Origin of the sequence: Xenorhabdus yunnanensis (genome assembly GCF_028598805.1) — a bacterium.
GTDB classification, from domain to species: domain Bacteria; phylum Pseudomonadota; class Gammaproteobacteria; order Enterobacterales; family Enterobacteriaceae; genus Xenorhabdus; species Xenorhabdus yunnanensis.
Genome location: NZ_JAQRFI010000030.1, coordinates 1 through 25,608, shown reverse-complemented (window position 1 = coordinate 25,608; position 25,608 = coordinate 1). Strand labels below are relative to the sequence as shown.

The following is a 25,608-nucleotide window of genomic DNA, read 5'->3' as shown; positions in this document are numbered from 1 at the left end:
AATCTGCGTTTTGAAAGAATTAGATGTCGATGAACGGTAAATTACACATAAAAAACGATCAATGTCTCATAGTTACACACAAAAAGGCCGAAAAATATTCATGCGTTAGCCCTGAGTAATAGAAGGTGATGCTGACGATATGTTAAATTCCATTTCACCTTCTCTATTTCTGCTAGGATTACTGGTGAAAGTCAATTAGTTCACCTTTATTGAGTGTTCTGCTCAAGAGAAATCGGACACTTCTTTGAAGGCTATTTCGATTTGGCAGGATAGTTTTCCACTCTTAATGGTGAACAGAAATAAATAATGGTGAACAGAAATAAATTTCAAGCAGTCTGTAATAAGACTGCTTTCAGTTTAACTTAATTTAATTTAAACGTTTGTGATATCGATAAACATAGCTTCATCAATGTTAGTTGACGATACTACTGCTTCATTAAAAGCATACTCTTCTCTTTCTCCATCACGAGACAATGGCAAGTTGACAAAGTCGAAAAGTGTTTTATCTGCTAATTGGCTTGGGCTAACATTTTGAATAGATTTGAAAATACTCTCAACCCGGCCTGGTGTTTTCTTATCCCAATCTACCAACATCGCTTTGATTGTCTGCCGCTGTAGGTTTTCCTGCGAACCACATAAATTGCAAGGAATGATTGGGAATTGTTTGTGTTCCGCATACTGGATAAGGTCTGTCTCACGGCAATAGGCCATTGGCCTTATGACAACATTACGGCCATCGTCAGAGCGCAATTTTGGCGGCATGGCTTTCATACGTGCGCCATGGAACATATTCAGGAACAGAGTTTCAACGGTGTCATCAAGATGATGTCCGAGTGCAATTTTTGTTGCCCCGATCTTTTCTGCAAAGGAATAGAGTGTGCCGCGACGCAGTCTTGAACACAATCCACAGGTAGTTTTTCCTTCAGGAACTTTTTCTTTAACAACCGAATAGGTATCTTTATCTACAATGTAGTAAGGAATATCCAGACTTTCAAAATATTCGGGTAAAATATGCTCAGGAAAACCGGGTTGCTTCTGATCAAGATTCACTGCAACTACACTGAAGTTTATTGGTGCCGCCTTTTGCAGATTCAACAGGATATCTAACATCGCAAATGAATCTTTGCCACCACTGATACATGCCATTACAACATCATTATTTTCAATCATATTGTAATCAATAATGGCATTACCAACGTTCCTCCTCAGGCGTTTTTGGAGTTTGTTGAATTCAAGTGTCTCTTTTCTCGTATCTTTTTGATTCATTGCGACTTCTCACATTGTCGATTGTATCGACGATAGATTTCCTATATGGATTCTTTGCAGGGAGATGGATTATACGGATTTTTCTTTTTTGAGCAATACGAGGCCAACATTGCTGGCCTCGTTTCTTAATCAAGTTAACTTATATTTATTGATATATTATCCCTCATTGACAAGGTATTAATTATTTCTGTGCTTATAAGAGTAACGGATTCAATAATATTTTCGTGATAACAATCATCAATCAATGTAATCACTAATGGATTGATTGCCCATTGTGAAATATTGTTATCCGGTATTTTGGCTATCAATTTACCCATCGCTAATCCAATTCCTTCTTGATGATATGGGCTTTCTTGGCCTGCTTTAAATAAGGTGATGTTTGTATGTGTTAATTTTCCGCTAAAATTACAGTTCGCTATGCCAGATTCAAACGGTATTGCTTCCAATACCTTATTGATATAGGTGTCACTTGCTCCCATTTCCTGTAATTTCCTGATGACCTTACTATATTCACTTGGTATATCGAGTTTATTTCTAAGTTCTGTCATCTCATCATTATTGATTATGGTATCTAATAAGAACAACTGAATCTCTTTTGCACCAAGTTGTTCTAATTGAAATGCAATCTCCATAGCCATTTGCCCTCCTAATGACCAACCTAAAATACGAATAGGTTTATCAATGGAAGTTTCTGTCAGAATTAACTCCATGTAGATTTGAGCTATCTGTTGTAATGCGTTTATTTGGTTGTCTGTACAGAGATTATAATTATCGATACCGATGCAGTTATACATATCAGATAAAGCATTTGCCAATGGCTCATATACCTCACTGCCACAATTGGCTGCATGGATCATAAACAGTTTATTTGTTGCGGTTGATTCTGGTGTTAAGAAATTAAGTAAGCTGGATTTAACGCTACCTGCTTCCAGCCATTGGGATAATAAAGAAATGCATTTATAGCTAAATAAAATATTTAAAGGAATATCAATGTCTATTTCATTACGGATTGCTGTGGTCAGTTTAATAGCTATCAGAGAATTACCACCAATGCGGAAGAAGTTATCTTCAATACCCACCCGATCCAGTCCCAATACCTCCTGCCAAATAGCACATAGTCGGGTTTCCAGTATATTGCGGGGAGCGATATAACTGTTTCGGTTTCCCCATACCGGCTCCGGCAGGGCGCGGCGGTCCAGTTTGCCGTTCAGGGTTAACGGTATGGATTCAATGCGGGTAAAACTGGCGGGCAGCATATATTCCGGCAGACGGGCGGAGAGATGCCCAATCAGGGTTTCATCAGATAGTGCGCCATCTATCACCAGATAGGCGACCAACATTTTATTCCCTTTGTGCTCTCGGTCAATCACTGTTGCCTGTTTCACCTGCGGATGGGAAGTGAGGGCACTTTCAATTTCTCCCAATTCAATGCGGTAGCCGCGGATTTTAACCTGAAAGTCATTGCGTCCCAGATATTCCAGCTCCCCGTTCGTTTGCCAGCGGACTAAGTCACCGGTTTTGTACAGGCGGGTATAGCCTTTGGCCTTGTCTTTTGCCGTTGCAAATGGATTAGCCACAAAACGTTCGGCGGTCAGTTCAGGCCGGTTCAAATAGCCCCGCGCCAGTCCGGCTCCGCCGATATACAATTCTCCCGGTGTCCCGATAGGCGATAGGTTGCCGTAACCATCGAGAACATAGAGACGAGCGTTATTAATGGCCTTGCCAATACTCGTTGCAATATCCCCACGTTGATACCGCTTCCCGGTCGCACAAACGGTAACTTCAGTCGGGCCGTAAGAGTTCAGCACATTGCTGTGATGGCTGAAATATTCAAGAAAATCTAAAGAGGGTGATTCACCTGCCGTTACCAATAATTGTAAGGAGGGTAATTCAGCGCCAATTAGTAGCTTCAGCATGGCTGGGGGTAAAGCAGCTATTTCAATACCTTCTTGTTGAATCAGTTTTTCAACCGCAGGGGCATTACGTTCTGTTTCGCTGCAAATATAAATGGTCAGGCCATTCAGTAAACTGGAAAATAATTCGAAAACCGAACCATCAAAGACATAAGCAGCAAACATTAATGCTTTTTTTCTCTTGGTGGCATCAAAAATCTCTGCCTGTGCGGTAACCATGTGCGTAACATTTTTATGCTCGATCATGACACCTTTAGGCTGACCGGTGGTTCCAGATGTATAGATGATATACGCCAAATCAGTTGGTTTATTTGCCGGAGCCGGATTATCCACGGGCTGTCCCACGGTTATTGTCCGGTCATCTGTGGCTATCAGTGTGGGTTGTATCCATACTGACTGTTCAGCGAGTGTTTGGCGGTATTCCGCCAGTGTCGTCAAATGTCGTTGCTGAGTAATAATACAGGGGGTCTGGATGTCTTGCAGAATAAAATTGACCCTCTCCGATGGGTATTCCGGTGAAATGGGCACATAAGCACCGCCGGCTTTCAGTACCGCCAATATACTAATAACCATGTCCAGACTGCGGTTGAGGTAAAGGGCTATCGGGGTATCTGCTTGCATAGGGGCATTACGCTGTTGCTGACAACTTTCGCGGATAACACCAGCCAACTGATTCGCCTGTTCGTTGAGCTGGCGGTAGGTCAACGTTTCTCCTTCAAATACCAGCGCCACGTTATCTGGTGTCCTTTCTGCCTGTGCTTCAAACAGTTGTTGCAGGGTTTCATCCTGCGGGTAGGGCGCGTCGGTCTGGTTCCAGGTATGCAGCAGAGTATGGCGTTCTTCCTCACTGAGGAACATGATTGATGCGTGCGGTTGATGTGGATCACAGGATACGGCGTACAGAATACGTTCAAGCTGACAAAGCAAGCGCTGTGCCTGTTTATCTGTCAGCCAGTCTTCACCATAACTCAGTTTTATTATTAGACGGTTATCCTGCTCATAGGCCATCAGCGATACCGGATAATCCACTTTTTCGATGGCACGGCGGAATGTCAGTGTAGTTTCAATACCTTTCTCGTTTTCGTTTGTCGCTGGGACAGGGTAGTTTTCAAAGACCAGCAGGCTATGAAATAACCGTTCTCCGTCGGATTGCAAGCTGGCAAGTGAGACAGCACTATGACTGTTGAGTGTGGCGATATCCTTCTGTATGTCTTGTAAAACCGCAGCCACGCTGTCAGTCTGAGTCCATTGCACTGCCAACGGCAGTGTATTGATATACAGGCCAACACTGGACTCAATACCTTCTACTGGTACATCACGCCCCGATACAGTAGTGCCGACAATGGTTTGTTCATCCCCGGTATAACTGTGCAGTAATTTATGCCAGGCAAATTGCAAGGCTACATTCAGGGTCACGCCTTGCGTCCGGCACGTATTCTTGAGCTGCTCATAAGCGCCTCCCTGTACAGTGAGCACTTGTTCAGCCGGTTTTTCAACGGTTTTTATCTGCGCCAGGTCAACGTGATGACTTAACAGGGCAGACAGATCGTTGGCGCCTTGGCATGATGTTTTGTGGAATCGTGCTTTGCGCTCCGCCCAATAAGCCTCAGACTCTGCTTTATTATCCAGATGATATTGCTGGGTTGCCAGATAGGCTTTATCTACCATTACCTGAGGGAGTCGTCCCTGCATGAGTTCGTTGTAATATTTATGCACGGTTTGCAATAAAATCGGGTTGCTCCAGCCGTCAGTAATACTGTGGTGTTGCGTGATCAGTACTGTTAACAGTTGTTCATTCTGCTTAATTAAGGTGAAGCGGGTTAAACCGGGCTGACTTAAGTCAAAGGGCAGGTTACGGTCACTTTGTTGGATCGCTTCAATTGCTTGCTCTTTCTCTTCTGGCAGTAACTGGCTGATATCCTTTATGGTGAAATTTTCCGAACTCAGGCTTGCGCCCTCAGTCACAATCTGCAAAATTTCCTCTTCCCAATCAAATGCTGTTCTGAGAATAGGGAAGTGCAGTGAAGCCAGCGACCAGGCTTGCTGATAAGCGGAAAGATCGACATGAGTGTGATAATCCAACAGCAATTGTACACGATAGGCATCATCCTGTGGCTGAGCCAGATGATGATAAATAAATCCTTGCTGCAAGCTGGTGGCGGGATAGAGTGTTTCAATCGGATACATCTGCTGAAGACGGCGCAAAAGCTTGATTGAAAGCCCTTCAATGCCATAATCACTGGGCGTTTTTATCCCACCCGATTGAGCCTGTTTTTGACCTGCCGTGATAACAGAATCAAGTGCCTGCTCAAATGCTGCGATAAACAATTGTGTCTGAGTCTGTGGCAAGCACGAGCTGACACTAAATTGCAGCCTGTTTGCTTGGATCAATCCATTAATATTCAGCAGTAAATGACTATGGTTATCGTCTGCCACTACGTTCCCACAATCGTCGCTGGTCAGTGACCAGTCTTGTCCGGCTTCTCCACCCAACTGGCCGAGGTAATTGAAGCCGATCGTTGGCAAATCTTCAATCAAATATCCAGCCTGACGTAATGCGCCATAACCAATGCCTTTATTCGGCACAGCACGGAGCATCTCTTTGGTGTGAATAATTGTCTCCGCAATATCATTTTGCATTGCCAGACGAACGGGATACAAAATCGTAAACCAGCCGACGGTTTCTGATACATCCAGTGTATTGTCGATGGTTTCCCGACCGTGGCCTTCAAGCATGATGTGATTAACAGGTTGTGAGAAAACGGTCTGTAATGCCAGTGTGAGAGCACTGAGCAGTAAGTCATTGATCTCGGTATGGTAACCGGCATTGGCTTCACGCAGCAGAATATCAGTCAATTCAGCAGAAATGCCCAGCATGTGCTGACTGATTTCACCCGCAGCAGAGTGAACATGATTCCCTGCCATCACTTGTTGCCAGTAGAGAACTTCCTGTTGATGGTGTTCCTCTTGTTGGTTGCTCTCTGCCTGTTGATTATGCTCGGCATAGTTATGGACAGCATTGACCCACTGCCGATAGCTACTGGTTTTCGCTGGCAGTGTTTCACCCTGCAATAATCTACGCATATCTTCAGTAATAATTTGCCAAGACACTACGTCAATAATCAAATGGTGAAATGCGAAGAATAATCGAGCACTGCTGTCGGCGTAACCGGTCAGATGAGCGGCTTGCCATAAAGGCCCCGCGCAGTAATCAAAGCCATTCTGCCATTGGGTCAGTTGCTGGTGTCGTTCAGTATCATCCAACTCGCTAATATCATAATGCAGTAATATAGGCAGCCAAGACGGCATTTCTGTGGGATAACACTGACGATAACCCTGTTCTGTGGAGACAAAATGGGCACGTAACATATCATGCCGTTCGACCAGCTTTGTCAGAGCCTGTGCAATATCTGCGTGTTTGATATTTCCGGGAATCTGGAACATAAATGCCTGATTCCAATGGTATGGACTCGACAAATTCCAGTTAAAGAAATCTTGCTGGATAGGCAATAGACCGAATTCCCCATTTAATAATCCCTGTTCTGCGATTACTTTTACTGTGGATGATGTTTGTGTCAGTAACTGAGCCAAGCGTGCTACTGTCGGCGCTTCAAAAATCAATTTAACTTGCAGAGAAAAGCCCGCTTGCCGCAGCTTGGAAACTAACTTGATGCTGATGATGGAATCACCACCGATACGGAAGAAATTATCTTCAATGCCAACCCGCTCCAGACCCAGTACTTCTTGCCAAATGGCACACAGTCGGGTTTCTAAGGCATTGCGAGGTGCGATATAACTGTTCCGGTTTCCCCATACTGGCTCCGGTAGGGCGCGGCGATCCAGTTTGCCGTTCAGGGTTAACGGTACGGATTCAATGCGGGTAAAGCTGGCGGGTAGCATATATTCCGGCAGGCGGGCGGAGAGATGGTTAATCAGAGTATCATCGGCCAGCACACTATCTGTGACCAGATAAGCGACCAATACTTGCTTCCCGTTGTACTCGCGGTCAATCACCACTGCCTGTTTTATCTGTGGATGTGAAGAGAGGGCGTTTTCAATTTCTCCCGGTTCAATGCGATAGCCGCGGACTTTAACCTGAAAGTCATTGCGTCCCAGATACTCCAGCTTTCCATCCGGCAGCCAGCGGACTAAGTCACCGGTTTTGTACAGACGGGTATAGCCTTTAGCTTTGTCTTCTATTGTCGCAAAGGGATTCTCCACAAAGCGCTCGGCGGTCAGTTCAGGCCGGTTCAAATAGCCCCGCGCCAGTCCGGCACCACCAATATACAGTTCTCCCGGCGCTCCGATAGGCGACAGGTTGCCGTAATCATCAAGAACATAGAGACGGACGTTATTAATGGCTTTGCCAATATTTGTTGCAATATCCCCATATTGATACCGCTTTCCGGTCGCACAAACGGTAACCTCAGTCGGGCCGTAAGCATTCAGGACATCACTGTGTTGGCTGAAATATTCAAGAAAATCTAAGGAAGGAGATTCGCCCGCTGTCACTAATAATTGCAGAGAGGGTAATTCAGCACCAATTAGTAACTTCAATATGGCAGGCGGTAAAGTAACGAGTTCAATGCCTTCCCGTTGAATAAGTTTTTCAACCGCAGGAGCATTGCGCTCTGTTTCACTGCAAATGTAAGTGGTCAGGCCATGCAATAAACTGAGAAATAATTCGGAAACCGAAGCATCAAAGACATAAGCGGCAAACATTAAGGCTTTTTTTCTCTTTGCCACATCAAAAAGCTCTGTCTGTGCAGCAACCAAATGAGCCGCATTTTTGTGCTCAATCATGACGCCTTTGGGTTGACCAGTGGTTCCAGAGGTATAGATGATATAGGTCAAATCGGTCGGGGTGTTTATCAATGCCGGATTTTCCACGGGCTGGCCTGTGGTTATTGTCTGGTCATCCGCCGCTATCAGTGTGGGTTGTCTCCGTGCTGACTGTTCAGCGAGTGCTTGAGTGTATTCCGCCAATGCTGCGAAGTGTCGTTGCTGGGTCACGACACAAGGGGCGGCGGTATCAGCCAGAATAAACTGCACTCGTTCTGCTGGATATTCCGGTGAAATGGGCACATAAGCGCCACCAGATTTCAGTACCGCCAATATACTGATAACCATATCTAGACTGCGGTCGAGGTAGAGGGCTATCGGGGTATCGGCTTGCATGGGGGCCGCATGATATTGCTGACAGCGCTCGCGGATCACACAGGCAAGTTGGTTCGCCTGTTCGTTTAACTGGCGATAGGTCAGTGTTTCTCCTTCAAATACTAGTGCCACGTTATCCGGTGTCTTTTCCACTTGTGCTTCAAACAATTGTTGCAGGGTTTTGTCCTGCGGATAGGACGCATCGGTCTGGTTCCGGGTATGCAGCAAGGTATGGTGTTCTTCCTCACTGAGGAACATGATTGACGAATGGGGTTGGTGTGGGTGACAGGCCACAATGTGCAGAATACGCTCAAGCTGACCAAGCAAACGCCGAGCCTGTTCATCTTCCAACCAGTCTTCACCATAACTCAATTTTATTATTAGACTGTTGCCTTGCTCATAGGCCAGCAGCGATATCGGATAATCTACTTTTTCGACGGCCCGGCGGAATGTCAGGGTGTGTTCTATGCCTTCCCCATTTTCATTCTCCGCGGGGTCAGGATAGTTTTCAAAGACAAATAGGCTATGGAATAAGCGTTCCCCGTCGGATTGTAAATTGGCGAGTGAGACGGCACTGTAGCTGTTGAGTGCGGCAATATCCTTCTGTATGTCTTGTAAAACCGCAGCCACACTGTCAGCCTGAGCCCATTGCACTATTAGCGGCAATGTATTGATATACAAGCCGACACTGGACTCAATACCTTCCACCGGCACATCACGCCCGGATACAGTAGTGCCGACAATAGTCTGTTCATCCGCGGTGTAACTGTGCAGTAATTTATGCCAGGCAAATTGCAGGGCTACATTCAGGGTCACGCCTTGCGTCCGGCACGTGTTCTTAAGCTGCTCATAAGCGTCTCCCTGAATAGTAAACATTTGTTCGGCCGGTTTTTCGATGGTTTTTATCTGCGTTAAATCAACGTGGTGACTTAACAGGGCAGAAAGATCATTAGCGCCTTGGCATGATGTTTTGTGAAATTGTGTTTTGCGTTCTGTCCAATATGCCTCTGATTCAGCCTGATGATCCAGATGATATTGCTGGGTTGCCAGATAAGCTTGTTCCACCATGATCTGTGGCACTCGTCCCTTTATGAGTTGGTTGTAATACTCATGTACAGCCTGCAATAAAATCGGGCCACTCCAACCGTCTGCAATGCAGTGATGTTGCGTGATCAACACGGTTACCAGCTGTTTATCCTGCTTGATGAAAGTGAAGCGGATTAAGCCGGGCTGGCTTAAATTAAAAGGCAGAGCACGGTCATTTTGTTGAATTGCTTCTATCGCTTTATCCCGTTCTTCTGTTGGTAATTGGCTGATATCTTTGGTAGTAAAATTTGCTGACCCAATACTGGCACCTATGGTCACAATCTGCAAAATTTCCCCTTCCCAATCAAATGCTGTTCTGAGGATGGGGAAACGCAGTGAAGCCAGCGACCAGGCTTGCTGATAGGTGGTAAGGTCGAGTTGGGTGTGATAATCCAACAGCAGTTGCACACGATAGGCATCATCCTGTGGTTGGGCCAGATGATGGTAAATAAAACCCTGTTGCAAACTGGTAGCAGGAAGTATCGCTTCAATTTTGTTTCCGGAGGATATGCTGGGATCATTAGAACCAGAATAGCTACTACCAGAATAACGACCATTAAAGATAAAACTCTCAAAATCCTCTTCGGAGAAGATATTTCTTTCATTCAAAAAATCTAAAATGTTTTCTCTTTTCTCTTTAACCCTATCAATAAGTTGAATAGGGGGAGTTTCACCGGTAAACGCCAGTTTTAAGTTGTTTTCACGGACCCATACTGATACATGGTTTTTCTGAAGTTCTTTAAATAGCATCAACATTTTTTACACGTCCAAAATTGTTTTCTTTTCTGAGTGGAGGTGTGAATTTTCATTATTCACATGACCAAAACGATGAGTAAGCTGATTTAGCTGCTCCATTGAAACGTCTTTTATCCCGTAATCACTGGGGGTTTTTATTCCACCCGATTGGGCCTGTTTTTGGCTGGCAGTGATGACGCTATAAAGTGCCTGCTCAAATGCTGTGATAAACGTTTCTGTCCGGAGCTTTGGCAAGCGGGAGTCCACACTAAATTGCAGTTTTCCCGCTTGAACTGCGCCATTAATACCCAGCAGTAAATGACTACTATTCTCACTGGCTACCACAGTCCCACAATCGTCGCTGGTCAGTGACCAGTCTTGATGGTGGGTTCCTCCTAATTGGCCGAGGTAGTTGAAGCTAATAGCCGGCAAATCGTCGGTCAGGTATCCCGCTTGATGTAACGCACTGTAACCAATGCCTTTGTTTGGCACGGCGCGAAGCATCTCTTTGGTGTGAATGATGGTTTCTGCAATATCAGCCTGCATTTCCAGACGAACGGGGTACATTGTTGTGAACCAGCCGACAGTTTCGGAAAGATCCAATGTGTTATCAATGGACTCCCGCCCATGTCCTTCCAGAATGATGTGGTTTACTGTTTGGGAGAAAGTCGCTTGCAATGCCAGTGCCAGTGCACTCAAAAGTAAGTCGTTAATTTCAGTGTGGTAACCGGTGTTGGCTTCATGCAATAGGATGCCAGTCATTTCGGCAGAAATGACCAGTAGGTGCTGAGTGATTTCATCCAGTGCTGGATTGGTGTCGCTACCTGCCATTACCCGTTGCCAGTAGGACACTTCATTTTGATGCTGTTGTGCATAGTGATGGACAGTGTTAACCCATTGCCGATAGCTACTGGTTTTCGTTGGCAGTGTTTCGCCCTGCAATAATCGGCGTATATCTTCGGCAATGATTCGCCAGGAGACGGCGTCAATAATCAGATGGTGGAATGCGAAGAATAACCGGGCACTGCCATCCGTGTATCCGGTCAGGTGACCCACTTGCCATAATGGCCCGTGATAATAATCAAAACCACTTTGCCATTGGGTCAATTGCTGGTGTTGTTCAGCCTCATCCAATCCGCTGATATCACAGTGTTGCAACGAGGGATGCGAAGATGGCATTTCTACGGGTATTTCCACGGAATAGCACTGACGGTAGCCGTTTTCGGTATATATAAAACGAGCACGTAGCATATCGTGCCGCTCAGTCAGCATTATCAGGGCCTGTTCAATCTGTGTGGATTGGATATCTCCGGGAATCTGAATCATAAATGCCTGATTCCAATGGTGTGGATTCGACAAATCCCAGTTGAAGAAATTCTGTTGGATGGGTAATAGCCCAAATTCCCCGCTTAATAATCCCTGTTCTGCAACCACAGTTACCGTGGATGATGTGTGTGTCAGCAACTGCGCTAGCCGCGCCACTGTCGGCGCCTCGAAAATTGATTTCACTTGAAGGGAAAAACCTGCCTGCCGTAGTTTGGAGACCAACTGGATACTGACTATGGAATCACCACCGATACGGAAGAAATTATCTTCAATACCGATCTGCTCCAGACCCAATTCCTCCTGCCAAATAACACATAGCCGGGTTTCCAGCGCATTGCGGGGTGCGACATAATTGTTCCGGTTTCCCCATACCGGCTCCGGCAGGGCGCGGCGATCCAGTTTGCCATTCAGGGTCAGTGGCACGGACTTAATGCGGGTAAAGCTGGCAGGTAACATATATTCCGGCAGACGGGTAGAGAGATGTTCAACCAGAGTTTTATCGGACAGTTCTTCGTCTGTGACCAGATAGGCAACCAACACTTGATTCCCGTTGTGCTCGCGGTCAATCACCACTGCTTGTTTTACCTGCAGATGGGAAGTCAGGACACTTTCGATTTCTCCCGGCTCAATGCGGTAACCGCGGATTTTGACCTGAAAGTCGTTGCGTCCCAGATATTCCAGAGTGCCATCCGGTTGCCAGCGGACTAAGTCACCGGTTTTGTACAGGCGGGTGTAGCCTTTGGCCTTGTCTTCGGCGCGGGCAAAAGGGTTTGCCACAAAACGTTCGGCAGTCAGTTCAGGCCGGTTCAAATAGCCCCGCGCCAGTCCGGCTCCGCCGATATACAGCTCTCCCGGTGTCCCGATAGGCGACAGGTTGCCGTGACCATCAAGAACATAAAGACGGGCGTTATTAATGGCCCTGCCAATATTTGTTGCAATATCCCCGTGCTGATACCGCTTCCCGGTCGCACAAACGGTAACTTCTGTCGGGCCGTAAGCATTCAGGACATCGCTGTGCTGGCTGAAATATTCAAGAAAATCTAAGGAAGGCGATTCGCCCGCGGTCACCAATAATTGCAGGGAGGGTAACTCAGTGCCAATTAATAGCTTCAGCATAGCAGGCGGTAAAGTGACCATTTCAATGCCTTCTCGCTGAATGAGTGCGGCAACCGCAAGGGCATTGCGTTCTGATTCACTGCAAATGTAAATGGTCAGGCCATGCAGTAAACTGAGGAATAATTCGGAAACCGAAGCATCAAAGACATAAGCGGCAAACATCAAGGCTTTTTTTCTCTTTGCCACATCAAACAGTTCTGCCTGTGCCGCCATCAGATGAGCCGCATTTTTATGTTCAATCATGACGCCTTTGGGGTGACCGGTGGTTCCGGAGGTATAGATGATATAGGCCAAATCGGTCGGTTTATTTATCGGTGCCGGATTTTCCACGGGCTGGCCTGCGGTGATAGTCTGGTCATCCGCCGCTATCAGTGTAGGTTGTATCCGTGCTGGCTGTTCAGCGAGTGTTCGGGTGTATGCTGTCAGTGCCGTACAGTGCCGTTGCTGGGTCACGACACAAGGAGCGGCGGTATCAGCCAGAATAAACTGCACTCGCTCCGATGGGTATTCCGGTGAAATGGGCACATAAGCGCCGCCGGCTTTCAGTACCGCCAATATACTGATAACCATATCCAGACTGCGGTCGAGATAAAGGGCTATTGGGGTATCGGCTTGCAGGGGGACAGCATGATATTGCTGACAACGTTCGCGGATCACACCAGCCAGCTGGTTCGCCCGTTGGTTTAATTGGCGATAGGTCAGCGTTTCCCCTTCAAATACCAGCGCCACATTATCCGGTGTCCTTTCCACTTGGGCTTCAAACAGTTGTTGCAGGGTTTTGTCCTGCGGGTAGGGGGCATCGGTCTGATTCCGGGTATACAGCAGGGTCTGGCGCTCTTGTGCAGATAGAATATCAAGCCCAGACAGCGATTGTTTCTGATCTGCCACGAATGCGGTCAGCACTCGTTGATAGATACCCGCCAGTCGCACGATGGTTGCTTCGTCGAACAGGCTGGTTGCGTAATTCAGGCAACCCGTAATGTTGGCTTGTTCATCAGAAAGAAGCAGGCTCAGGTCAAATTTGGCGGGACTGTTTAGGAACTCATCCAGTGCAACCGGACTAAATGGCAGACTGACCCTGTTTGGCAGGTTCTCCCCAAAATTTTGCAGGCTGAACATCACCTGAAAAATCGGGTGACGGGAGGTGTCTCGTTCAATTTCCAGTGCTTCAACCAAATGTTCAAACGGCATGTCCTGATGGGCTTTGGCTTCGGCAATCAACTTATGGGTTTGTTTAATCAGGGTTGTCACGCTGATCGTCTGCTCAAACTGTGCCCGCAAGACCAGTGAGTTGACAAACATACCGATCAGGGACTGAGTTTGGGCATGGTGGCGGTTATCGGTAGGCGTACCCAATACGATATCATTTTGTCCGGACAATTTTGCCAGCATGACATAAAAGCCACTGAGCAGCACAGTATACAGGGTAGTTTCCTGATTTTGTGCCAGTGCTCTTAATTGCTCAGATAGCGTTGCGTCCAGCATAAAATTGAAATCCCGTCCTTGATAGCTCACTTGTACCGGTCTGGGATGGTCTGTTGGCAAAGCCAGAGCTTCGTAGCTGGCTAAAGTCTGTCGCCAGTAGGTAAGCTGGCGTTCCCGCTCATCACCCTGTAAATACTCTCTCTGCCATGCAGCATAGTCGCCATAAGTGATGTCCAGAGGAGGCAGTTGGCTGTTACGGTCTTCTAACAAGGAATGATAAATCTCTGCCAGTTCACCCAGAAAAATATCAATGGACCAGCCATCAATGGCGATATGGTGCCACAGCATTAATAAATAATGCCTATCGGCAACCTGATAGTGACACAGGCGCAGGCTTGGTTCGGTGGTCAGATTGAATGGCGTGGTTATCTCAGCACCAACCGTGTTCAGAAGCGTGTCGATATCTTCGCAATGCGATGTCCTTGATTCGATAACCAAATTCCTATTCAACATCTGTTGGTGGATCTGTCCTGCATCATTACTTGGACTTGGGTACACCATTTTCATCACAGAATGGCGTTCAACCAGTTGGTTAATGGCAGTTTCTAACAATGGCAGACAAGCGTCGTTATCCAGTTGAACCAGATAAGGGATATGGTAGGCATAGGTGCCTTGTTCAAACTGTTCGATAAACAGCATTCGCTCTTGGGCAAACGATAAAGGATAGCGATCTAGCCCGAGGTGGGGGATGATCGTATAGGCTTGCTGTCCTATGCGGGTCACCAAACCAGCGATGGTTTTCAGCTCAAACAATTGCGTCAGTGATACTTCCATTGTCAGAATTCGACGAATAGCTGCCGTCAGTTTAATTGCGGTCAGGGAGTTACCACCAATGCGGAAAAAATTATCTTCAATACCCACTCGCTCCAGCCCCAATACTTCCTGCCAAATCGCACATAGCCGGGTTTCCAGCGCATTGCGGGGAGCGACATAATTGTTCCGGTTTCCCCATACCGGCTCCGGCAGGGCGCGGCGATCCAGTTTGCCATTCAGGGTCAGTGGCACGGATTCAATGCGGGTAAAGCTGGCAGGTAACATATATTCCGGCAGACGGGTAGAGAGATGTTCAACCAGAGTTTTATCGGACAGTTCTTCGTCTGTGACCAGATAGGCAACCAACACTTGATTCCCGTTGTGCTCGCGGTCAATCACCACTGCTTGTTTTACCTGCGGATGGGAAGTCAGGACACTTTCGATTTCTCCTGGCTCAATGCGGTAACCGCGGATTTTGACCTGAAAGTCGTTGCGTCCCAGATATTCCAGAGTGCCATCCGGTTGCCAGCGGACTAAGTCACCGGTTTTGTACAGGCGGGTGTAGCCTTTGGCCTTGTCTTCGGCGCGGGCAAAAGGGTTTGCCACAAAACGTTCGGCAGTCAGTTCAGGCCGGTTCAAATAGCCCCGCGCCAGTCCGGCTCCGCCGATATACAGCTCTCCCGGTGTCCCGATAGGCGACAGGTTGCCGTGACCATCAAAAACATAAAGACGGGCGTTATTAATGGCCCTGCCAATATTTGTTGCAATATCCCCGTGCTGATACCGCTTCCCGGTCGCACAAACGGTAACTTCTGTCGGGCCGTAAGCATTCAGGACATCGCTGTGCTGGCTGAAATATTCAAGAAAATCTAAGGAAGGCGATTCGCCCGCGGTCACCAATAATTGCAGGGAGGGTAACTCAGTGCCAATTAATAGTTTCAGCATAGCAGGCGGTAAAGTGACCATTTCAATGCCTTCTCGCTGAATGAGTGCGGCAACCGCAGGGGCATTGCGTTCTGTTTCACTGCAAATGTAAACCGTCAGGCCATGCAGTAAACTGAGGAATAATTCGGAAACCGAAGCATCAAAGACATAAGCGGCAAACATCAAGGCTTTTTTTCTCTTTGCCACATCAAACAGTTCTGCCTGTGCCGCCATCAGATGAGCCGCATTTTTATGTTCAATCATGACGCCTTTGGGGTGACCGGTGGTTCCGGAGGTATAGATGATATAGGCCAAATCGGTCGGTTTATTTATCGGTGCCGGATTTTCCACGGGCTGGCCTGCGGTGATAGTCTGGTCATCCGCCGCTATCAGTGTAGGTTGTATCCGTGCTGGCTGTTCAGCGAATGTTCGGGTGTATGCTGTCAGTGCCGTACAGTGCCGTTGCTGGGTCACGATACAAGGAGCGGCGGTATCAGCCAGAATAAACTGCACTCGCTCCGATGGGTATTCCGGTGAAATGGGCACATAAGCGCCGCCGGCTTTCAGTACCGCCAACATACTGATAACCATATCCAGACTGCGGTCGAGATAAAGGGCTATCGGGGTATCGGCTTGCAGGGGGGCAGCATGATATTGCTGACAACGTTCGCGGATCACACCAGCCAGCTGGTTCGCCTGTTGGTTGAGCTGGCGATAGGTCAGCGTTTCGCCTTCAAATACCAGCGCCACATTATCCGGTGTCCTTTCCACTTGGGCTTCAAACAGTTGTTGCAGGGTTTTATCCTGCGGGTAGAGGGCATCGGTCTGGTTCCAGGTGTGCAGCAGGGTCTGGCGCTCACCCTCACTGAGGAACATGATTGACGCATGTGGCTGGTGTGGATCACAGGCTACGGTGTGCAGAATGCGTTCAAGCTGACTGAGCAAGCGCTGTACCTGTTTATCCGTCAGCCAGTCTTCACCATAACTCAGTTTTATTCTTAAACTATGATCCTGTTCATAGGCCATCAGTGACACCGGATAATCCACTTTTTCAATGGACCGGCGGAATGTCAGGGTATTTTCGACACCTTCCTTGTTTTCGTTCACGACGGGGACAGGGTAATTTTCAAAGACCAACAGGCTATAGAATAACCGTTCCCCGCCGGATTGCAGGCTGGAGAGTGAGACGGCACTGTGGCTGTTGAGTGCGGCGATATCTAGCTGTATGTCTTGTAAGACGCTGATAATACTGTTTGTCTTGTCCCACTGCACTGTCAACGGCAGGGTATTGATATACAGGCCGACACTGGACTCAATACCTTCTACTGGTACATCACGCCCGGATACGGTGGTGCCGACAATAGTTTGTTCATCTCCGGTGTAACTGAGCAGTAATTTATGCCAGGCAAATTGCAGTACCACATTCAGGGTTACGCCTTGCGTCCGACACATATTCTTAAGCTGCTCATAAGCGCCTCCTTGTACAGTGAGCATCTGTTCGGCCGGTTTTTCAACGGTTTTTATTTGCGTCAGGTCAACGTGATGACTTAACAGGGCAGACAGATCATTGGCACCTTGGAATCGTGTTTTACGTTCTGCCCAATAGGCTTCTGATTCAGCCTGATGATCCAGATGATATTGCAGGGTTGCCAGATAAGTCTGTTCCACCACAATCTGAGGCACTCGCCCCTTTACCAATTCGTTGTAATACTCATGTACAGCCTGCAATAAAATCGGGCCACTCCAGCCATCAGCAATGCAGTGATGCTGGGTGATCAGCACCGTTACCAGCCGTTCATGTTGCCTGATGAAAGTCAAACGGGTTAAACCGGGCTGACTCAAATCAAAAGGCAGGGTACGGTCATGTTGTTGGATCACTGTAATCGCGTTGTCCCGTGCTTCTTCGGGTAATTGACTGATATCTTCAATCTTGACATTCGCCGAGCTAATACTGGCTCCCGCAGTCACAACCTGCAAAATTTCTCCTTCCCAATCAAATGCCGTTCTGAGGATGGGGAAACGTAATGAGGCCAGTGACCAGGCTTGCTGATAGGCGGCAAGGTCGAGTTGGGTGTAATAATCCAACAACATCTGCACGCGATAGGCATCATCTTGTGGCTGAACCAGATGATGATAAATAAATCCCTGCTGCAAACTGGTGGCAGGGTATAGATTTTCCACCTGATGGCTTTGTTGCAAACGATTTAAGCGTTCAATTGAAACTGTTTTAAACTCATAATCACTGGGTGTTTTGATCCCGCCCAATTGAGCCTGTTTCTGGCCGGCAGCGATAACATCATTGAGGGCTTGCTCAAAAGCCGTGATAAACATTTGTGTCTGGGCTGATGGCAAGCGAGACAATACACTGAATTGCAATCTTCCTGCCTGAACTGCCCCATTGATATCCAGCAGTAAAGGGCTACCATTCTCCCCGGCTATCAGCAAACCACAGTCATCGTAGGTGAGTGCCCAGTCCTGATGGCCGGATTGTCCGGCCTCAGCGCCCAATTGACCAAGATAGTTAAAGCTGATGGGTGGCAAATCTCCGGTCAGGTATCCGGCCTGATGTAAGGCTCCGTAGCCAATGCCTCTATTGGGTACAGCGCGGAGCATTTCTTTGGTATGAATAATGGTTTTCGCAATATCGGCCTGCATTGCCAGACGAACAGGGTAGATTGTTGTAAACCAGCCAACGGTTTCGGAGACATCCAGCGTGCTGTCGATGGTTTCTCGTCCATGCCCCTCAAGAATAATCGGGTTCACCGGTCGGGAGAAGGTTGTCTGCAATGCCAGAGTGAGAGCACTGAGCAGTAAATCGTTAATTTCAGTGTGATAACCTGAATTGGCTTCACGCAGTAGTGTATCGGTCAGTTCAGCCGAGAAACTTAGCTGATACGGAGTGATTTCACCCATTGCCGGATAAGTTTCTTTCCCTGTCATTACGTTCTGCCAGTAGGGTACTTCGTCTTGCTGTTGTCCAGCATAGCTCTGGACAGCAGCGACCCATTGGCGATAACTGCTGGTCTTCGCTGGCAGCGTTGTTCCTTGTAATGGCAGATGCATATGTAGCAGCAGACGCATATCTTCAACAATAATTCGCCACGATACCGCGTCAATAATCAGGTGGTGAAATGCAAAGAATAACCGGGCGCTGCCGTCGGCGTATCCGGTCAGATGAGCGGTTTGCCATAAAGGCCCCGCACAATAATCAAAGTTACTCTGCCATTGGGTCAGTTGCTGGTGTCGTTCAGTATCATCCAACTCGCTAATATCACAATGCAGTAATATAGGCAGCCAAGACGGCATTTCTGTGGGATAACACTGACGATAACCCTGCTCTGTGGAGACAAAATGGGCACGTAGCATATCATGCCGTTCGACCAGCTTTATCAGAGCCTGTGCAATATCTGCATGTTTGATATTTCCGGGAATCTGGAACATAAACGCCTGATTCCAATGGTGCGGACACGGCAGATTCTGGTTGAAGAAATCTTGCTGAATAGGCAGCAAGCCAAACTCTCCACTCAATAATCCCTGCTCTGCAACCACGGTGACCGAGGATGAGGTTTGAGTCAGCAATTGTGCCAAGCGTGACACCGTTGGTGCCTCAAAAATCGATTTGACCTGAAGGGAGAAACCTATCTGCCGCAGTTTAGAAACTAACCGGATGCCGATAATCGAATCGCCACCGATACGGAAGAAGTTATCCTCAATGCCAATCCGTTCTAACCCCAAGACATCTTGCCATAGCGCGCACAACTGGGTTTCCAACTCAGTACGTGGCGCCACATAACGATCCTGATCTTCCCATACGGGAGTTGGCAAAGCATGACGGTCGAGCTTGCCGTTGATGGTCAGGGGAATAGCATCAATGCGGGTAAAGCTGGCAGGGATCATATATTCCGGCAGGCGGGTTAAGAGATGTTCCATCAGAATGTCATTGGTCAGGGCTTCATCTGTGACCAGATAAGCCGCCAGTGCTTTATGGCCTGCATGCTCCCGGTCAATCACCACTGCCTGTTTCACTTGAGGATGAGAGGACAATGCCGTTTCAATTTCCCCCAGTTCAATGCGGTAACCACGGATTTTGACCTGAAAATCATTGCGTCCCAGATACTCAAGGTTGCCGTCCGGCAGCCAGCGCACCTGATCGCCGGTTTTATACAGGCGGGTGTAGCCTTTGGCCTTATCTTCGTCTGTGGCAAACGGGTTTTCCACAAAACGCTCGGCAGTCAGTTCCGGACGGTTCCAATATCCTCGTGCCAGGCTGGCACCACCGATATACAACTCTCCGGGGGCACCTATAGGAGATAGTTTTCCGTAATTATTAACGACATACAGACGGGTATTATGATGCGCCTTGCCGATGGGAACATTGCCACTAAATTCATCAACTACATCAAAATGAGTAATATCATTTGTCGTTTCTGTGGGGCCATAGAGGTTAATTAAGGTACTCGAATTACTATTTATGGCTCTGAACGCATTGACATGGGACATCGTCAAGGCTTCTCCGCCACACAGAACATAACGGATAGTGCCGGGCAACTGCTGTCCTAAATCCCGCACTATTTGGCAAAAGGCACCTAACATGGACGGGACAAATTGCACCACTGTCACGCCAGTTTTTTGTATCAGTTGATACAAAGTCTCGGGCTGTTTATGAATATCCGGTGAGGCTATCACGATACTGGCACCGAACCAGTTAGCTGCGATTAGTTCCCAGACTGAGGCATCAAAGGTATAAGGGATTTGTTGCAGGACTTTATCCGACGCACTTAATGGATATTCGGATTGCATCCAACTTAGGTGATTGATGACGTTTCGATGGGTCAACTCCACGCCTTTCGGCTGACCGGTTGTTCCGGAGGTATAGATAATATATGCCAGATCAGTACTTGTGTTCACCGGCACCAAATTTTCCACTGATTGGTTTTGGGTTACTGTGCTGTCATCTGCGGCTATCAGTGCCGGTTGACTTGATAAAGTGTGCGTACATTTCTCCAACGCCGTCAGATGTCGTTGCTGAGTCAGCACGCACGGGCTTCCGGTGTCTTCCAGAATAAACTGAACCCGCTCCGGTGGATATTCCGGGGAAATCGGCACATAGGCACCGCCGGCTTTCAGTACCGCCAAAATACTAACCACCATCTCCAGACTACGGTCGAGATAGAGGGCTATTGGTGTGTCCGCTTGCATTGGTGCTTTACACTGCTGCTGACAGTGTTCACGTATCACAACGGCGAGCTGGTTTGCCTGTTCGTTAAGCTGGCGATAAGTCAGAGTTTCCTCTTCAAATATCAACGCCACATTATCTGGAGTAGCTGCTGCCTGAGTCTCAAACTGCTGTTGCAAAATTTGATCCTGCGGGTAGGGGACATCGTTTTGGTTCCAGCTGTGCAGTAGAGTGTGGAGTTCTTCTTCTAATAAAATAGGTAATTCACTGACTAATAAAGAAGGAGAGTTAAGCAAAGTAGTCAATAAGTTTGGCAATCGTTCAAGTATTTTTTTTATCTCTTGCTCACTAAAATATGCCTGTAAATAATTTATCGTTATCATTAACTCCTGATCATATCCAAAGTCTTTCAATCGAAAAAGGATAGGATCAGTATCAAATATTCCTTCTATAAAATAATGCTGTGCTTGGTTGATTTCAGATGCTGATTCTGAAAGCCTTTCATACAATATAAATATATTGGGTAAAGCAATTCCATGGTTATTAGCTATTCTAATCAGGTGAGAATGAGGAAATTGACCGTGGTGAAAGCTCTCTTTTAATGCTAACTCTATTAATTTAATCTGTTCAATTACACTGACTGAGTTAGAAACATGGCAATGTACCGGATACAAATTTGCCTGCATTCCCACAATATATTTCTCTAATTTTGTCTTTCTTCCATGTGTGATGGTATTAAACGTTAATTCTTGTTGTCCTGTCAGCTCTGACATCATCATCATGACCAAGCCTGAAAAGACAGAAAGAATATTCGTTTTATTTTCTTCACAAAAATCACGCAAAGCTGCTTTCATTGAAAAAGGCAATATACAAGTATCGTTACCAGAGCCACTATTTTGATAATAAGGCGTTAATTGATGTATGTCGTTTTTTGTTAAAAAAGAATGCCAGTGGTTTTTATCTTTTTCGTAATGAGGAGAGTTAAGATAATCTTTCGATTTCTCTATTGTATCTAAATATTGCGGAATTTCTGATAACCAAACTATTGGTGTTCCATTTTTCAGACATGCATACAACTTATGGGTATATTCATGGAATCGGAACAAACCGACTCCATCAATGATAATATGATGGAATTTAGTGAAAAAATAATATCGTTCACCAGTAATACGAATTAATGAAGCTTGGTATAAAGTTTCATTGGGGAAATTTATAGGCTGATCTATCTGTTGTTGCATCCACAGCTTTGCTTTTTTTTCAGGGTCAGGCTGAGTTGCAAAATCATGGAATATAACTGATTCAGGAACACTCTGATTTTGAATATATTGGATTGCTTTATTATCCGAATTAACAGATATATGCAACCTTAGTATATCAACATGTTGATGTAGTAATCTCCACGCTTGTTGTAAGATGACTATATCAACCTCTCCTTCCATCAAGGTATACCAGCCTAAGTTATGCTGTGGAATGTTTCCATGGAGGGCTTGCTCGTTAAATACATCCTCTTGAGAGGGGTGAAGGTTATATAAGTTCGAATTCAACGAACCTTCAGGTGTTATCATAATAAATTATATGAATGCATTCCGTTTACAAGTTATTTGTAATTTTTGCTACAGATGAGTAGATTTCAGTATTTGCCTAACCTTAATTTGTTTATGTTTCGGCATTAACATAACTCAATGCCTTATGTCTTCTTCTTTATAGTTTTTAATATCAACTTGCTATTTTATTTAATAGGTTCTGGCATTATCTATCATAGTGTCATTACAGCTAATCTCGCAACCTTTCAGCATTCTTCCTTATGCAAAGTAGTTAATATTCTTTGGCCAATGGTTAAAGTTTTACTTTTAATATATTTAAGTCTACATCCTTGTCACCTGCCTTCTTTTATTCAGTTTGTTTTTATTTTCAGTAACGATCATTATTTATTACTCATTATTCCATGGTTGCGATTAAATAGTCATACTTATATCTCTTTGAACTGTAATAGTGGTTATCAATTGTGTTTAAGTCTATATTATTTTTTATTTAATATGGATGTGTTTTTTATTGCTCATGGATGCAAGGTGGTATAGTTAAGTCTCTTTATGGTTATTTTCCAATTTTTAAAATTCTATCATGTTGTTTTTATTTAAAATAAATGATTCTGAATCATTTTTATATTGAAATAAATAGTTCCTTTGAGTCATTTTATCAATGGATTGTAATATTTTTTATTAGTTGAAAAAAGTATTTTAATTAAATTTATTGGAGGTGGTCGTGTTGATTGTAATGAGTGGCGGTATTGTTGAAGCATGTAGGTAAATCAATGTATTGTTCGATTTTGATTTTAATTGGAGTATTTTATTGTTGAATACAATAAATCTGATTATAAAAATCATTACTCTAATAAACGCAATAAAATAAAAATATAAAGTGTTGCTTTCATAGTTATATAATTTGGTGTTAATAATGATAGAAAACACTTCATTTCGTTAAAGCATTGCATTTCAACTTGTGATATGTTAACCAGTTTTTTGGGAAAAAGTGGTCTATCTTATAAATTTGCATTCTAAAAAATGCAGGGTGCTGATTTATATATCGTTCGTCATTAATAATCAGGAGAAAATATGCTGTTAAAGCGAGGCATTATTCTTAGCAATCTGTTACTGGCTGGAGCTATATTGGTAGGTTGCAGCGGGCATCAGGCGGGTGCTTTATCAAACCGTCATAAACATTATCAATATTCTGATTTGGGCATTAACTTGAGTAAAGATGCCAGTGACAGTTGTTCTGATGCGGGAGGAATTCCAGCATTAACCAAACAATTGAATGGGCGTCATATTCCTGTTTGCCAATTGGCGAATGGTCGTCGCTGTAATGAACAAGCTTTATTGGATGGTGGGTGTACATCCATCTAATTCTTTTATTTTTCTAATTTTTCTATGATAGAGACATTTATTGTTCATAAAAATGTTTCTGTCAATTTTTGATCTAAACTTTTCCTCATATTTATGATGTTTCCTCCTCTTGTAAAAAGGAAAATATTTTCTGGAATATAAAAATATTTATTTTTACTTATTAACTGAAACGATACAGTAATGATAAATATTAGGAAAAAAGGTAAATAATATTTTTTATTTCAGAGTCTTTTTCCAGAAAAGCACCAAATTATTTTGTCGTTAACATTGCAGTCTACAAATAATGAGCAAGAATAATTCAGGTATCCTTCATGACTTCTTTTCTAATTATCATCTGGAGATAAAGACCATGTTAAAACGCAAGTATCTGACTCAGACTGAGATTGAATTATTACTTAATGAATTAAATAAACATGCTCATGCCGCTCGTAATATCTGCATGATGTTTATGGGATTTATTCATGGATTTCGTGTATCCGAATTATTAAGTTTGAGAATTTCTGATGTTGACTTGGAAGGAAAAAGTTTGCGGGTTCAACGATTGAAAAATGGTTTTTCTACCGTTCATCCGATGGTATTCCGTGAAGTTCAATTAATACGTCAGTGGCTGGCTGAACGTTCGAAGTATTTACCGAAGAAATCGGAATTATGGGATGGGCAGCAAATCGGCAATGAGCAACCTGACTGGTTATTTTTGTCCCGGGATGGTCAGCGTCTGTCACGTCAGCAGGTCTATAAGATCATCCGACAGACCAGCTTAAAGGCAAAATTGTCGATTTGCGCGAATCCGCACATGTTAAGACATGCTTGTGGTTATGCACTGGCTGATAATGGGGTGGATACACGCTTGATTCAGGACTATTTAGGGCATCGTAATATTCGCCACACAGTGCGCTATACGGCGAGTAATGCAGGGCGGTTTGAGACGATATGGGATGGCAAAGGGAAACGAAAACAGTTGACATTTAGAACCAAACTGTCAACTGCATTAATTGAACCCATTTTAAAGTTAGTCCATTTTTTTATTATCAGCCAAAAATTGTGTAATACGCTGATATTAAATAATTAATAAATTATCTTTTTTAAGCCTATTCCTCTTTTGTCGCCCATAATATTTTTTCCTCTCTCCCTATGCATTTTTTCAACTTTACATACCACTCAAATACGAAAGATTAATTACCTTAAATGTTTGTTTAAGCAGGTTTATTTGACTTAAATATCGTCATTTTCAGGTAAAAAATCCTCAGTTGACAGTTTGGTTCTAAATGTCAACTCACCGTGTAAATAACAATATGTGAGTAACAACATGGGGATAGCAACACCGTTCTGGGATGAGTCAATGGCATCGGCGTTTGGTTACGCCTGATGGAGATCGTGTTGATTCTGAAGGTTGATAACTATGCTAAAGAAACAAAACAAGCCGTGGACAGATAAGCAACGCCATCGCCTTAAGCGGGTGGCGCGGATGACTATTTTTGCTCAGGCCGCTTTTCCTGTGGTCGGCGCTTTTACGCCCGCACTGGCAGTGGGCGATGAAATGGAGGGGCCCCAATCTTTATCCCATAAATTGCTGGCAGAGAGTTTGCGGCAGGCTTCTGTGCCTGAAACACCGGCAAACGAGACGGAACGCTGGCTGGCAGGGGCCGCTTCCCGTGCGGCGGGGATGCTGAAAAGCGGCAATCTTGTCGAGAGTACCAAAAACCAGTTGCGCGGCCTGGCGGTCAGTGAAGCTAACCAAACGTTGCAAAACTGGCTGCAACGTTACGGG

At 45.4% G+C, this 25,608-nt stretch carries 5 protein-coding genes and 1 pseudogene; 3 read left to right on the top strand and 3 right to left on the bottom strand.

Going from position 1 to position 25,608, the window contains the following annotated elements; all coding sequences use genetic code 11:
* Window positions 1-372: 372 nt before the first annotated feature.
* The 3 genes from ttcA to PSI23_RS13200 all read right to left on the bottom strand — a co-directional run bounded on the left by ttcA (window position 373) and on the right by PSI23_RS13200 (window position 22,502).
* Window positions 373-1,266 carry a tRNA 2-thiocytidine(32) synthetase TtcA gene (gene ttcA, locus PSI23_RS13210; RefSeq protein WP_273555524.1) on the bottom strand — a complete coding sequence of 298 codons (894 nt, stop codon included), beginning with the start codon at window positions 1,264-1,266 and terminating at the stop codon, window positions 373-375.
* Window positions 1,267-1,400: 134 nt separating this feature from the next.
* Window positions 1,401-10,178: a non-ribosomal peptide synthetase gene (locus PSI23_RS13205; RefSeq protein ID WP_273555523.1), complete on the bottom strand. Its 8,778-nt coding sequence runs from the start codon at window positions 10,176-10,178 to the stop codon at window positions 1,401-1,403.
* Between the two features lie 3 nt (window positions 10,179-10,181).
* Window positions 10,182-22,502 (bottom strand): non-ribosomal peptide synthetase, encoded by a 12,321-nt coding sequence (locus tag PSI23_RS13200; RefSeq protein ID WP_444876157.1) that lies wholly within the window; start codon window positions 22,500-22,502, stop codon window positions 10,182-10,184.
* 1,047 nt (window positions 22,503-23,549) lie between these two features.
* On the opposite strand from PSI23_RS13200, the gene PSI23_RS13195 reads away from it, so the two are divergent.
* The 3 genes and pseudogenes from PSI23_RS13195 to PSI23_RS13185 form a co-directional block, all read left to right on the top strand.
* Window positions 23,550-23,840, top strand: a complete 291-nt coding sequence (locus PSI23_RS13195) for a putative hemolysin (protein WP_273555521.1) — start codon at window positions 23,550-23,552, stop codon at window positions 23,838-23,840.
* Window positions 23,841-24,189: 349 nt separating this feature from the next.
* On the top strand, window positions 24,190-24,909 hold the full coding sequence (locus tag PSI23_RS13190) for a tyrosine-type DNA invertase (RefSeq protein ID WP_273555520.1): 720 nt from the start codon (window positions 24,190-24,192) through the stop codon (window positions 24,907-24,909).
* 321 nt (window positions 24,910-25,230) lie between these two features.
* Window positions 25,231-25,608 (top strand): annotated as a pseudogene (locus PSI23_RS13185) (hypothetical protein); the annotation flags it as partial.

Coding starts and splice junctions, on each gene's coding strand:
- ttcA (WP_273555524.1), bottom strand. CDS start 1,266: ATGAATCAAAAAGATACGAGAAAAGAGACACTTGAATTCAACAAACTC.
- PSI23_RS13205 (WP_273555523.1), bottom strand. CDS start 10,178: ATGTTGATGCTATTTAAAGAACTTCAGAAAAACCATGTATCAGTATGG.
- PSI23_RS13200 (WP_444876157.1), bottom strand. CDS start 22,502: ATGATAACACCTGAAGGTTCGTTGAATTCGAACTTATATAACCTTCAC.
- PSI23_RS13195 (WP_273555521.1), top strand. CDS start 23,550: ATGCTGTTAAAGCGAGGCATTATTCTTAGCAATCTGTTACTGGCTGGA.
- PSI23_RS13190 (WP_273555520.1), top strand. CDS start 24,190: ATGTTAAAACGCAAGTATCTGACTCAGACTGAGATTGAATTATTACTT.